Origin of the sequence: uncultured Campylobacter sp., assembly GCF_938030685.1 — a bacterium.
Taxonomy (GTDB): domain Bacteria; phylum Campylobacterota; class Campylobacteria; order Campylobacterales; family Campylobacteraceae; genus Campylobacter_B.
Window position 1 is genome coordinate 25,391 of sequence record NZ_CALHHX010000004.1, and the last position, 12,583, is coordinate 37,973.

Sequence of the window (12,583 nt, forward strand, 5' to 3'; positions counted from 1 at the left end):
GAGAGAAGGAGCGAGAGATGAAAATTTTAAATGTTTTGGCAGCGTGCGCCATAGTCTTGAGTGTAGCAATCGCAAATCCGCTTGAAGGAGTCAATCCGGGTAAAACGCAAAAGGGCGGTATAGGCGGAACGATAGATAAGATTAACGATAGCCTAGATGCTCTACAAAGGACGATAGAGAAGATCAGAGAAAGTCCTATAGGCAGATGTTACGATTTATCGGGAAGAAATTACGATATTTGTAGTTTGGTACCGGATCTGGAGGCGGGGTTGAACGTTTGTTCGCTAGCTCCGAATATCCCGGGGCTTCATAGAAGGAGCAGCTCCATTTGGGCTAATACCGAATTTATTAGAGAGTATTGCGCCAATAGAAGCAAATACGAGGGAATGGGCGGTATAGGAGGCAGCGATAGCGATATTTTCATTTTGGGTCAAAAAGGCAAGGGCGGTAGGCCTTATGATGCACCGGGAGAGCCCGGAGATTTCAAAAAAATCATCGCCGCTAAGAGCCCTGCGAATACGGCCTTGTTACAATTCGATCAAGAGAAGTTAAATTTTATAAAGGGGGTCGCCGAAAGTTTAGGCAGAAAGAATATCGATACGGTAACTATCGATGATATAGTAGCAAAAGCGCCTGCGAATATAGATGAGTTTAAAAATATGAGGTCTTTAAATATCGAGGCTTTAACAAGAGCTTCCGTAGAATTCTCCCCATATAAATTTAGCACAATATTAAGCAATAGGTTGAAAAACACTACCGATATAAACGCTATGAGGGCTATAGCGGAGCAGGAGGTTTTAAAAGTTCAAGGTTATCTAACAGATGAAATGCGCAATAGAGGAAATTTGGCTTTAAAACTAGCTTTCAGCAGGGAGTTTTTGGCTACCCCTACCAAAGAGTATATAGATATTCTTAGAGAGGATGTCAAGATCGAAAACGTTCTTAGGATCAATAAGCGTATGTGGGTAGAGACAAAAATTTTAAGTGATTTGAGCGAAGAGCTCGAAAAGAAAAAGGATCTTATAGCTCTAACAGCCGAAAAAGCGATCATTATGAATACTAAATTTGACGCAAGAGCCGCACGAGAAGAGATAGAGGCACTGATTCGCTAAAGGATGATTTATGAAGAGGATGTTTTTATTTTTAGCTTTTGCGTTAATCTCCTGCGCCTGCGCCGATGAAGTCATAAGCCAAGGCGAAATTAACGAAAAAGAGCTATTTGTTGCAAACGACGACGTTATAAAAAGTGAGTGTAAGCCACAATGTAGGCAGGTCGAATCTAAATTTAAGGCTTTGGTCGTAGGATTTGATCCGCAAAGCGGAGTTACCTCTTGTATCATCGTTCCAAAAGATGATTTTAGCAATACGCTAGGAATTAATGCCAATACGAAGAATACCACCTGCATCGATGAAACCAATCAAACGATAAATGATGGTTTTTTATCAAGCGATATTAAGCCATATAGGTCAAGCTTAGGCTATAAGCCGGAACAGATGACGCTTACTCGCTTCCTTGCTGGCGTAGTAACCCTAGATCCGGCTGTAGTAGATTTTTCTCAAACGAAAACTACCGGGATCTTACACCTCAAAGATCCTAGCGCCATATATGGAACGAATACGGTAGACGTTCAAGGAAGGCGCGAGCTAACCGCAACGGCGAATAATCTCAATAAAGCAAATTTGGCCTATTATGCAACGCTTTTTTCCAATATGTCGGCGGTATATACCGCGCTGCAATACATGCTACTCGTTTGTATCGGCGGTTGGTTTTTTGCCGTTATGGCCGTTAGAAACGCAAATAATAAGATGGAGAGCTCGAACGAAAAACAAAAAATTTTAAACACTCTTTTAGTTCCAGTGCTGGCGTTTGCCGCTTTTTTTACACCGATTCCTGAAGATAGCGGAATGACGGCTACGCCTATTCAAAAGATTATGCGCGCCGGCGCCTCTTTGAGCAATACTTTTGCTGATAAGTTAGGAACCGTGGGCGCGGAAAGCTACATGCAAAAGCTTTACGGCAGCGTAGGTGCATATACTTGGGAGAAGGAAAAGCTCTACCGAGAGAATAAAAAGAACTATGCAAATATCATCTCTGCTTATGAGAAGGGATATAAGGAGTGCCAAGATAGGTTTAGAAATATCTCAAGCTTTCTAAATACGCCGGAGGGTACACAGAAATTTGACCTCAATTCAAAAGGAGTTGAAAACGAGAAATATACTTTTCGAGGGTGCCAATACATAGAGTATCGATTAAGCTCTTTTTATAGCCTTAACCGAGAAAATCAAGTATTTTTAGAAGCGCTTGAGAAAAATTTGAGGAACAATGAGCTTAATACCAACCTTCGACAGATAGATGAAAGTATAGGCCGAAGACAAAACGAGCTCGGCTGGATCAACTCGACGATATTGCCCGGAATGGTCATTTTAATTGAAAATATATCCGCAATAGAAGAGAATTCCGTTGCGAATAAAATTATTGAAGACAATAAAAATAATATAGAAAAGGCCAGTAGAGACCGAGCAAAAATAAATCAGATAGAGCGGAACAAAGATAGCTGGATGCCCGAATCGCTTGCGAACTGGATAGACGATAATTTAGTAGATGCAGGAGATATAGCCGGTAGACTAATGGGAAATTTAAGCTATACGATGTTACCGGGAGCCGGCGAATTACTAAGTGGCCTTACTCTAAGCGACGATACGATTAAGATGTTTACCGATAAGATGCCGCTATTGGGAAAAATTGCAGGGAAAGCGGTAAAAGCAGGCTCTTTTATTCTAGCAACGTTTCTAACAGCTTTGATATATAGCCATATTTTGAATTCATTGCCTTTGGCGGTTGCGATCGTAGCCGGAGCATTGGCGTTTTTGGGCTACATAATAGAGCTTGCAAAGTACTTCTATGTTACGCCGTTTATAACGGCATTTGCACTTACGACTGGCAAGGTCAATAAAATAGCGGAGTTTTTGGTAACGGGTATTGCGCTATTTCTAAAGCCTATATTGATCGTAATATTTTTATACTTTGCGATATTTATTTATGGGCTTTTCAATGATATATTTATGATCTATGCGGTAGAACAGCTCAATGTACTTAGAGAGCTGCAAAGCCAATTCTGGCTTACCGCCGTAATCACTACGTTTCAAGTGATATTGAAGATCGTAGGAGCAATAGGCTCGATGTATATTATGTGGAGTATTATATTGAAAGCGCCGGCTTGGCTATTTAAAATGGTCGGTCTAAATGATAGCGCTGCTGCGGGGTTTGCTACGGAGCAGCTGGGGCAAAAGTTGGAGAAATACAGCTTCCAGTTGTGATATAACTATGCTATTAGATTGTAATAAAATACTATTTAATAGTAAAATATTACAATGAAATTGTATTTTTCTATGAAATTATGGTATAATCGCCATAAAATTTTAATGAAAGGTTTGAGATGAAAAGATTGTTTTTAGTATGTTTTTTGCTTTTGGGATCCGCAAATTTTTTGTTTGGGCATAAAATGGCTGAAGGCGGTAATGATTGGTATAGCGATATTGGTTTGTATAGTGGCGATTATGTAAGTATGGATAGAATTGTAGGACGAAATCCGGAAACCGGGGAGGTAGATCCGATACTCAAAGAGGTCAGCAAAGAGGAATATGAGATGATAAAGGCTAAGGAGCTCAATAAAAAAGCCTATAAGAGGGCGGAAGAGGCGCGAATGAAGCTTGAAAAAGCTAAACAAAGCGGAGATGAAGCTAAGATTAAAGAGGCCGAAAGGAAGCTTGAGGAAGCTAATAGAGACGTCGAGTTATCTAAGGCTAAAATTGAGGATCTAAAAGCTAGGCAGATTGAGAAAAAAACTAAAGCGCAAAATTTAGATAGTAACGTGAGTAAAAAATAACAAAGGAGCAAAAGATGAGGTAAATATTATGAAAAAAATAGCTTTAGCTTTGGTTTTTGCTAGCGGGCTTTTTGCAAATTCACCCTCCGCGCTTAAAGATTTGACTAGAGAACACACGGACGTATTTCCTACGCATGAGGCGCAATATGCGACAATTATAAAGGAAAAAATACTTATTAAAGATCTACTGTCGATCAGGATAAATTTAGCTTTCGAGCTGGATAAATTTCGACAGCTAATTTTTAACGGCTTTTTAATTCGTGCCGAAAAGGACTTTTAGCATGCAAGAAGATGACGAACTACGTAAAAAACGAATACTCAACGTAATCTATAAAGAGCAGTACCGGCTGAAATTGGGTGTAGTGTATCTTGTTTGCACGGGTTTTAATATACTTGCACTATTGATATTCTATCTGATTCATAAGAGCGGTCTTGCGTTTGATTTCACCGCTCTAATCTATATGGCCACTATCACGATATATTACAAATTCGTGTTCAATCTTACCAGAGACGGAAGGCACTTTGATAGTTTTATGCTGAAATTTCTATCAGAGCTAAGTGCTAAAACCGATAAGAAGCTTAGAGAAAATCTAAAGTCAAATTCAGCAATCAAATTAACAAAACAAGAAGATGAAAATTTTTAAAAGGAGTTCCGATGGAAAATTTAAATAACGATCAGATCGAGCAGGCAAAAGACCTGCTTAAACGCCTAACAAGGCTTTACGGAGAGAAGGCGGATTTAGAGATTCGCCTCAAGGATCTTAGCGAAAAGATCAAATTTGAGATAGCCGATAGCTGCGATTTTAAAAATAAGCAGGGTGAAGTTCAAGCAAGCAGGGTAAAGTGGCCTTTAGTTATGGCCGCGATAAACGATATTTATAAACGAGCGCCAAGCAAGCGCGGTAATAAATTTGAACTGCTGGTGAGTGAAATGGAGGATTACAAACAGGCTTTAGAGGACGAGGACGCCGTATCTGAAGACTTAATTAGTATGCTGCCGCCGGTGCTAGACGAGCTGGATGCTTATAAGGGCTATTTTAAGGATGTGTTAGCAGATGCTTCGCTGCTCGATCAAGATACTATCAAAGCAATAGAAATGATAGCAAAGGATAAATATAAGGAGATGAAAGCTGACCGACTTATAAAAGCCGGCTATGAGGCAAAAGAGCCTAAAGACAATAGCGAGCTATTCGAGCTTAAAGAGCGACTTAACGATATTTTGGCTTAAAAATTTATGACAAGGAGATAAGATGAAAATTTTAAATGTTTTGGCAGCGTGCGCCATAGTTTTGAGCGTAGCCGGAGCCGGCAAACTTGACGGTATCAAATCGAATTCGCCTATTTTCCAAAAGCATCTCGTTGAGATCCGCAATATGGAAGAAAGCATCAAATCGGCTGGTAGCGCCGCGGAAGCGGCAGAGATGAGTAAGGATTTTGCGTGGTCGACGCTTCCCGAAGCCTTTTCGGCCGTTATAGCTGCGGACGATGCGGAGGGATTTGCGGGGATGCTTGAAGTAATGAAGAGATTAAATATGGATCTTACGAATTTTAGCAGCTTAAATAACATGTATAATTTTGCCGTCGATATAGTAAATCATAAGGCTGTGAAATGTCTAAAATTGTTAAAACAAACCGATTTCAAATTTAACGAGCCGATCGAGGACGGTAGGGGTCATCAGTGGAATTCTTTACTTGCGTATGCAAAAAGTAGCGGAGCGGATAAGGAGATTATCCGGATTTTGGAGGGCAGATGAGCTTTAAAAAATGTTTGCTAGCCTCTTTGCTGCTGTTTTTTTCCGTATGCCTTGCGGAAGAAACGTGTAAAGTATCGCGCACTCCTTTTGGAAATCTCATTCGACAGAAAGAATCCGGCGGTCATTATGGCGCTTGGAATGAATATAAAACGAATTCTTCCGGAAAGAGGTATCTAGTAAGCCATGTTAGCGGAGACGGCAAAAATTTGACCAATATGACGCTCGCGGCCATAGTCGAGGAGCAAAAGCAAGGAACCATGTATGCCGTAGGCGCATACCAGATTGTCAATACGACAAAAGCTCCGGTATTAAATGAATCGATCAAGTATTTGAGTCTTAATCCGCTTGAAATTTACAACAAAGAGCTTCAGGATCGTATATTTGACGAGTATCTCACAAAATACAAGAGGAGCGCGCTGCATAGCTATTTTTATGGCGCGGGCGATATAGATAAGGCAGCCCTGCAGGCCGCGCAGGAATGGGCGAGTATGCCCGTTAAAAAGGGAACGACGCTATATCGAGGCGGTGTTGCCACATCAAATTGCAATACGAGCTACTACTCAGAAAACGGCACGGACTCCTCTACAATATGCTATGAGACGCTTATAGAGGCTCTGAAGGTCAGCCGGGAGCAATTACAATCAGGTACGTGCAACCCGGAGAAAGAAGTCAATAAAGACAAAGAGGCAAAAGAAGCCGAGAAGCAAAACGGCGGCAATAACCAAACAAAACCGGATAATCCGGGCGGATATAAGGATATAAATGTCGGCCCGAATCCGGGCGGAGCTTGTGGCGGCTGCATAGATTGGGGATTGGGAGCGCAACTCGGCAATAAGTCTTTGGCGCAATTTCAAAAGCTCGATACGGAAACTTTTTCAAAAGTTGAAGAGATCGTTTCAAAAATTAATACCGCGCATCAAAATTTAGAGCTTCAATCAAAGGATATTTTAGAGACCGGGCAGAAAATTTTACAGCTTCAAGGCACGATAGAAAGGGAAATTCAATATAATCAAAATATGATCAATTCTCTGCAAGACATCATAAATTCGAAAGACGCTACAAGGGGATTTGGGAAATGAGAATTTTCAAAATACTAAGCCAATATAGGCGCGATTTCGTAGCTATTTTCGAGTGTGAACATTGTGGCTTTAAAGTCGAAAAAAGGGGATATGACGACAAAAATTTTCATCACAACGTTATCCCTGAAATGACGTGCGATAAATGTGGCAAAAAAGCGGATCAAAACTATCGACCGCTTGAGCCGAAATACCCGGACGATTTTCAAATTTAAAGGAGTGAAATTTGAAAAAAATAGTATTAAGCGTCTTGCTATTCGCAAATTTGATGTTCGGCGCAATATGGAGCAGTAGCGCGCAAGACGGCATAACTCAAGCTTTTGCCGAATACGATGCGAAGATTAGGGCATTGAATAATCAAATTATCCAAAATTATAACCGCATTTTAGCTCAAGCGGAAGAGATTGCGAAGAACTGCGAGACGAAACGAAGATTACTGGAGAATCAAAGCGAGTTGCTCAAAAATGGAACTCTAGAGCAAAAAAATATTAATTTTAACTTTAAAAAGCTAAAATTACTTCTCGATAATGAGGCGACGAGATGAAAAAGATAGTTTTGTGTTTATGTCTTTTTTCGGCTGCTGCCGTAGCGTGTGTGTGCACTATCGATATTGTTAACGGTTTTGTGGGCTCAAGGAGTCAAATTTCGGCTACTATAGATAGTGCTACAGCAGAGATTGAGGGAAATTTAATACCTGCTGTAGAAAAGAATATTGCGGATATTAAAAAGCAAAACGAAGAGCTTGCAAAGCTTCTTAAGGCTTATATGCTAGAGGCAGAGCAAAAACGCAATATCATATTTTATTTGGAAGAGATCAATAATATACAATGAAAAAACAAAATATGATGAAGAGACAAGACTTCATACGGGCGCTTGACGAGTTGGGAGTTGACTTGTCTGAATTTTGTGATTTGGCCAATATCAAACGACGAACTTTTTTTGCATATAGCTCTAAAGCAGAAATGCCGATTTTATATGTTAACATTATAAAATTGCTTCGACAGATTCACGAAAAAGAACAAAAGATTGAAAACCTATCCAAAGAATTAGAGATTTTGAAAAAAGCTATAGAAATTTCAAAAGATATAACGAATAAAATTATATAAAAATATATAATTTTATTTAAAAGTTATGTATTTTCTCATAACTTTTGGTATAATTGCCACTAAAATATTTTTCAAGGAGTGGCAAAATGCAAAATTTCTCACAATGGCTCGACGACTTCACTATAGAGCAGCAAATCAACCTAAACGATAGATTCACATTCAATCGCGAAAACGGGGCTAAAGAGGTATACACCGTAGGTCAAATTTTTGAGTTCATCAAGACACAATCAAAAGAAGCTCAAGACAAATTCGCCGATAGCCTTCAAAAAGGCCTTAAAGCACAAAATCTAATGGGATATTTATATTCTGCAAGTAAGTATCTTAAAATCCAACAAGAAGACAAACGCCAGCAAAAAGAGCGACAACCGGAAGCTGCTAAAGAGAATAAGCAGGCAGACAATAAACCGGCCAAAGAGCAAGTAGAGATTAAAGATAGCGCTGCTGCCAAATTTGAGGATTTGGAAAAAAAGCTTAAAGATCCGAAAACACAAGATAAAGCTCTTGAAGATTATGACGAGTTTATCCGGCATTTTGGTTCGCTACATCAATACTCGGCCAGTAACCTAATGCTTATAGCATCGCAACTAAAAGATCGTGGCTTAGAATTTTCAGAAGTCATAAAATCTGAGAAAGATTGGAACGAAATGTCAGTATCCGTCAAAGACGATCCGCTTTACGTATTAGTGCCGAAGGACGTGCCGTTATACGAACTAGAAATGATCAAAAGAGAAGACGGTAGCACAAAGCGTGTTTATAAGTTAGATGACAATGGTAAGAGAATACCCGCAAGAGATGAGAATGGAAAATTTAAAACTGCTAAGCGTTTTGAGCTTAGCGGTAAAGTATATAGTGTAGATCAAACGGACGCTTACGAAAAAGGCATAATGAAAAAAGGGAAAGACACTCGTATGCCCGGCTTAAATATTGATCGAATAATGCTTGAAAAAGTAAAGGATACGCTTTCGGCAGCTTTAGACGTCGATATACACATTAGGCCGTTGCGAGATTCCGGCAGCTCTTACTCTACGTTTAAAGACGGTAGAAACCAAATACACGTCAATACCAATATACCTATAGACGCGCAACTTAAGGCCATGCTGTATGAAGCCGGGGATAGAATTTTAAATAAACAAGATTTTTTTGCTAAAAAAGAACCTGATAAGCTAAGACGCCTATGCGAGGCCGAGAGCTTTGCTTTTGTAATATCCAATCAGCTAGGGATTCCGACCGAGCCTACAAAACACGCAGGTATATATCTAAGAAATGGAGATACGGAATGCAAAGAAGTATATCTCAAAGATATATTTAGTGACGTCGCAAAAGCGGTCAAGACGTTTAATGACAAAGTGGACGTGAACAAACTATCGAACGAAATCGTCGATAAACAAAACGAGACGTTAAAGAGTAAATTTGAAGCATGCAAAATAGAAAGATCTGGATCCGATAAAGAAAGCGCCGCAGTAGCTACGCTTGCTATGTTTTATAGTGTCAAAGACAATCTAAACGGAGTATATTTCGATGAGCTTGCGAATCTGACGAATAGAACGTTCGGCACTAAATTCGATTATGAATACATAATGGCGATAAGGGCTGCAACGCAAAATGGAGAAATTAAACCCGGGCAAGAGCATTATGATATGGCGGGCATTTATCAATCTTATTATAAAAGCGATATAGATGAAATAAACGCTACTCTAAAAAAAGGCGAGATAGTGGATTATTCATCGGTAGATGATATTAAAGATATTATGCAGGAAAGCGATGAAGCGGCTCAAGACTTTCAAAAATTCAATTTTGATAAGAAAGAAGAGCCAGATTTTAAAGAAACAAAAGAGCAAGCCAATAGACAAGCTAGAAGACAATAAAAGGATATATTATGGATGAGAAATATTATAACGATATAAAGAATTTTATAGATGAGCATTTTGATGTGGTGCCGACGTGGCTAATGAAAAAGGCTTATTACAACGAAGAAAATATGAACGATCTATATGAAATGACGGTAAGCGATGACGAACCCGACAGTATGTTGCCGGATCGGGAAGTGATGTATGTATCGGAAGATACTGAAATGGATAAATTTATAACTGAAAATGTAGAGAAAGTCAGCAAAATGGGTTTTCGAATTTTTCAGATCGATGTTGAGGATAGGATACTATTGGGTTCAGATCAATGGCAAATCAATGACAAAGGACAAACATTTTATGAGGCTTCCGTTGCTCCACTTATGGAGGCCTTTAATAGCTACCAGAACCAAGTCGAAGACTATTCCGCCGTTGAAGAGATCAAGGCGGAAATTTCAAAGAATTCGGAAAAAAAGACCAGCGTCGATACGAATAAAAATTCAAAAAAGAATTTAGCAAAATAATCAGAGAAGATATGTACAAAGCCTACGAAAATTAAAACTTTACAAACCCCATCGATAAAAAAGAATGGATTTGGCAAGAAAGAAATTTTACAAATCCTACAAGGATTATATTAAAGTATAGATTTCAATTCCTAAGAGGATAAAATGAGACAGGACTTTGAAACCTTTAAAGCAATAATTTCAAATCCCTAAGGGATAAAATGAAGCGAAACTTTGAAAAATCGTTAAAACACAAGTTTCAATTCCCGGTGGGATGGGAATAATTTCGCTTCACGAAATGCATTATATTTTCCTATTGCTTAAATTATCTTAAATTTTTGATGGACGAAAATGATCCGTCCATAAATATTCATTACATTCTTATCCCGCCCGGAAATTTCGAGCAGACAAATTTGTATATATCACGTTCCTTTTCTGTCCAAGTCTCTTCCTTAAACTGGTCTATCCCCTTTCTAAAAGGAAAGCCCCAGCTTCCGAAATCGAACACATCACGCCAAATAAAGGCATAGGTTTTGCCGTCGGTTTTGTCTAGGACGTCAAATTCATAATAACCATCCCTACCGTCTTCGCCGCCGCGAGGCTCTACTTTCTTGTGAAATTTTGTGATTTCATATGATGCGCAAATTCTGTCCCATTCGGCTTTTTTTGCGATTTCTTTTTCTAGGTTGATTATTCCATATGGGAAGTGTAATGTTACGCATTCCTTATCCTCCGGGGTGCCAGAAAACCACTTGCGGCATCCAATACCATATTTTTGAGTGCAAAACTCATCTGCGTATTCCCAAAAAAGACGATATTTTTCCTTTTCTAATAAAAAGGGCGATAGTCCTTCAATCAGGCGCTTTTCTATGTTCTGCCTAATTTTGTTCCATTCGCTTTCAGTCTTTGCATTTTGCATAGCTTCACGATATGCTTGTGCGTCTTGCAACACTACTTCGGTATTGGCAGCTATTTGAGCTTTTGTCGCTCTTTTCAACTCGGTTAGGTCTCCTACAATGAGGGGCAAAATGCCGGCTTCATCGTCAGGAAAAAAGAACGTATTTCCGTTATATCCTTGCGGGAATTCTTTTATTTCAGCTTCTATTTCTACTCCTTCAAGCGGAATGTCGTAGCCTTTTAACACTCCAACGGTATTTGGAACCCATATATTGTATAAATCGGTTCTATATAATTCGCCATTTATTTCGATTGCGCAATTGAATCTTTTGTCAAACTCGTGAACGCCTAAAAATTTTATTCTTGTTTTCATCTTTTCTCCTTGAGGGCTACTACCCTACATATATTAAGATAGCCGCAATTTAATGGCATTTTATAAAATGCCCTTTTCTTTTAACAAATCTCTTATCAAAGCAGACCCCGATTTTATATCGTTGTTGATCAGATACATTTGCCATTTGTTATATTCGTTGATTTCAAGCGAGACGCTAAATGTTCTATATTCAGTCCTTTTGCGTCGCCTAATTACGGCCTGCACTGGAGCCGTATCAACGTTTTGCTCTTCCGCTTGGCTTACTGCACCCTGCTCCTTTACGTCGCTTTTAGCCATTATGGCATCTAGGGCCTTTGGATCTATGCCTTTATTTTTCATTGTTTATCCTTTCGTTTATTATTGAATCGATCTCTTTGAATAAATTATTAAGTTCTTTGACGGCCTTATCGTCTAGAACACCTTCATTCTCTTCGTATACGCTTCTACCTTGCCCGACTGAAAATTTGAATCTAGTTCTGTCGCGCACAACGCTATCGAGTAAAACAAAATTATGTTTATCCTTTAATGGCTCGATGACATGCTCCATATTCCTAAGGCTTGGATGAATCCTATTCAGCACGATATGCGTCAATATTTGATGATTTACATCCCGGGAGATCTCCCCTAAAATTCTATCAAAATCAAGTAGCCGCATAACTTCAACCGGGCTATCACTTACAGGCGTGATTACCATATTCGCAAATGCTAAAGCAATACGATTGAAGCTACTATCAAAACCGCCAGTGTCGATAATGATTTTTCTACTATCGCTATTTTGCAAAAAGGCGATAAAATCCTCAACTTTCTCAAATTTTAATATATCCAGTTTCGATAAACCGCCATCTAAATCTCTTATTTTACCGAAATTAGTTATCGAGTGTTGGCCATCGAGATCAGCAATCGTAACTGCCTCACCTTTGTTTTGACAATACACGGCGTAATTAAACGCAAGCATCGTCTTCCCCACCCCTCCTTTCGGATGTGAAAAAGTAATTATCATAAATTTACTCCTTACAATAAGTTACTACTTAATTTATAATTTAATGGAATTATAGTATTAATTTACTTAAATTATACTTATATTTTAGTATCAACTAACTAACATTTATTAATTACTAAGTAGTTGTTAAGTAGTTAATAACT

At 38.9% G+C, this 12,583-nt stretch carries 17 protein-coding genes; 14 read left to right on the forward strand and 3 right to left on the reverse strand.

Going from position 1 to position 12,583, the window contains the following annotated elements; translation table 11 throughout:
- Positions 1 to 17 precede the first annotated feature (17 nt).
- From Q0369_RS00255 to Q0369_RS00320, 14 genes are all read left to right on the forward strand, one after another.
- Positions 18 to 1,112 (forward strand): hypothetical protein, encoded by a 1,095-nt coding sequence (locus Q0369_RS00255; RefSeq protein WP_298094391.1) that lies wholly within the window; start codon positions 18 to 20, stop codon positions 1,110 to 1,112.
- Positions 1,113 to 1,122: 10 nt separating this feature from the next.
- Positions 1,123 to 3,318: a hypothetical protein gene (locus Q0369_RS00260; RefSeq protein WP_298094394.1), complete on the forward strand. Its 2,196-nt coding sequence runs from the start codon at positions 1,123 to 1,125 to the stop codon at positions 3,316 to 3,318.
- A 119-nt stretch (positions 3,319 to 3,437) separates the two neighbouring features.
- Positions 3,438 to 3,887 carry a hypothetical protein gene (locus Q0369_RS00265; protein ID WP_298094397.1) on the forward strand — a complete coding sequence of 150 codons (450 nt, stop codon included), beginning with the start codon at positions 3,438 to 3,440 and terminating at the stop codon, positions 3,885 to 3,887.
- A 28-nt stretch (positions 3,888 to 3,915) separates the two neighbouring features.
- Positions 3,916 to 4,167 carry a hypothetical protein gene (locus Q0369_RS00270; protein ID WP_298094402.1) on the forward strand — a complete coding sequence of 84 codons (252 nt, stop codon included), beginning with the start codon at positions 3,916 to 3,918 and terminating at the stop codon, positions 4,165 to 4,167.
- Positions 4,148 to 4,531: a hypothetical protein gene (locus Q0369_RS00275; RefSeq protein WP_298094405.1), complete on the forward strand. Its 384-nt coding sequence runs from the start codon at positions 4,148 to 4,150 to the stop codon at positions 4,529 to 4,531. The genes Q0369_RS00270 and Q0369_RS00275 overlap by 20 nt, the downstream gene beginning before the upstream one ends.
- Positions 4,532 to 4,542: 11 nt before the next feature.
- Positions 4,543 to 5,115, forward strand: coding sequence for a hypothetical protein (locus tag Q0369_RS00280; protein ID WP_298094408.1), 573 nt, complete (start codon positions 4,543 to 4,545; stop codon positions 5,113 to 5,115).
- Positions 5,116 to 5,137: 22 nt separating this feature from the next.
- Positions 5,138 to 5,641, forward strand: a complete 504-nt coding sequence (locus Q0369_RS00285) for a hypothetical protein (protein ID WP_298094411.1) — start codon at positions 5,138 to 5,140, stop codon at positions 5,639 to 5,641.
- On the forward strand, positions 5,638 to 6,720 hold the full coding sequence (locus tag Q0369_RS00290) for a hypothetical protein (protein WP_298094413.1): 1,083 nt from the start codon (positions 5,638 to 5,640) through the stop codon (positions 6,718 to 6,720). The genes Q0369_RS00285 and Q0369_RS00290 overlap by 4 nt, the downstream gene beginning before the upstream one ends.
- Positions 6,717 to 6,932, forward strand: coding sequence for a hypothetical protein (locus Q0369_RS00295; RefSeq protein ID WP_298094416.1), 216 nt, complete (start codon positions 6,717 to 6,719; stop codon positions 6,930 to 6,932). Before Q0369_RS00290 ends, Q0369_RS00295 begins: the two co-directional genes overlap by 4 nt.
- Positions 6,933 to 6,943: 11 nt before the next feature.
- Complete coding sequence (locus tag Q0369_RS00300) at positions 6,944 to 7,261, forward strand: hypothetical protein (protein ID WP_298094419.1); 318 nt, start codon at positions 6,944 to 6,946, stop codon at positions 7,259 to 7,261.
- Positions 7,258 to 7,548 carry a hypothetical protein gene (locus Q0369_RS00305; RefSeq protein ID WP_297916430.1) on the forward strand — a complete coding sequence of 97 codons (291 nt, stop codon included), beginning with the start codon at positions 7,258 to 7,260 and terminating at the stop codon, positions 7,546 to 7,548. The genes Q0369_RS00300 and Q0369_RS00305 overlap by 4 nt, the downstream gene beginning before the upstream one ends.
- On the forward strand, positions 7,545 to 7,823 hold the full coding sequence (locus Q0369_RS00310) for a hypothetical protein (RefSeq protein ID WP_297916428.1): 279 nt from the start codon (positions 7,545 to 7,547) through the stop codon (positions 7,821 to 7,823). The genes Q0369_RS00305 and Q0369_RS00310 overlap by 4 nt, the downstream gene beginning before the upstream one ends.
- Positions 7,824 to 7,909: 86 nt before the next feature.
- A complete protein-coding gene (locus Q0369_RS00315; RefSeq protein ID WP_298094422.1) occupies positions 7,910 to 9,688 on the forward strand; it encodes a hypothetical protein in 1,779 nt (592 codons plus the stop codon).
- Positions 9,689 to 9,699: 11 nt separating this feature from the next.
- Entirely contained in the window at positions 9,700 to 10,191 is a 492-nt protein-coding gene (locus Q0369_RS00320) for a hypothetical protein (protein WP_298094425.1), read from the forward strand.
- A 352-nt stretch (positions 10,192 to 10,543) separates the two neighbouring features.
- Here Q0369_RS00320 and Q0369_RS00325 read toward each other — a convergent pair whose 3' ends face one another.
- Genes Q0369_RS00325 through Q0369_RS00335 form a run of 3 tightly spaced genes read right to left on the reverse strand, consistent with a single transcriptional unit; the run spans position 10,544 to position 12,440 of the window.
- Positions 10,544 to 11,440, reverse strand: coding sequence for a hypothetical protein (locus tag Q0369_RS00325; protein ID WP_298094428.1), 897 nt, complete (start codon positions 11,438 to 11,440; stop codon positions 10,544 to 10,546).
- A gap of 60 nt (positions 11,441 to 11,500) precedes the next feature.
- A complete protein-coding gene (locus Q0369_RS00330; protein WP_298094431.1) occupies positions 11,501 to 11,779 on the reverse strand; it encodes a hypothetical protein in 279 nt (92 codons plus the stop codon).
- The gene (locus Q0369_RS00335) at positions 11,769 to 12,440 is read right to left on the reverse strand and encodes a ParA family protein (protein WP_298094433.1); all 672 of its coding nucleotides are present in this window, start codon (positions 12,438 to 12,440) and stop codon (positions 11,769 to 11,771) included. Before Q0369_RS00335 ends, Q0369_RS00330 begins: the two co-directional genes overlap by 11 nt.
- Positions 12,441 to 12,583: the final 143 nt, after the last annotated feature.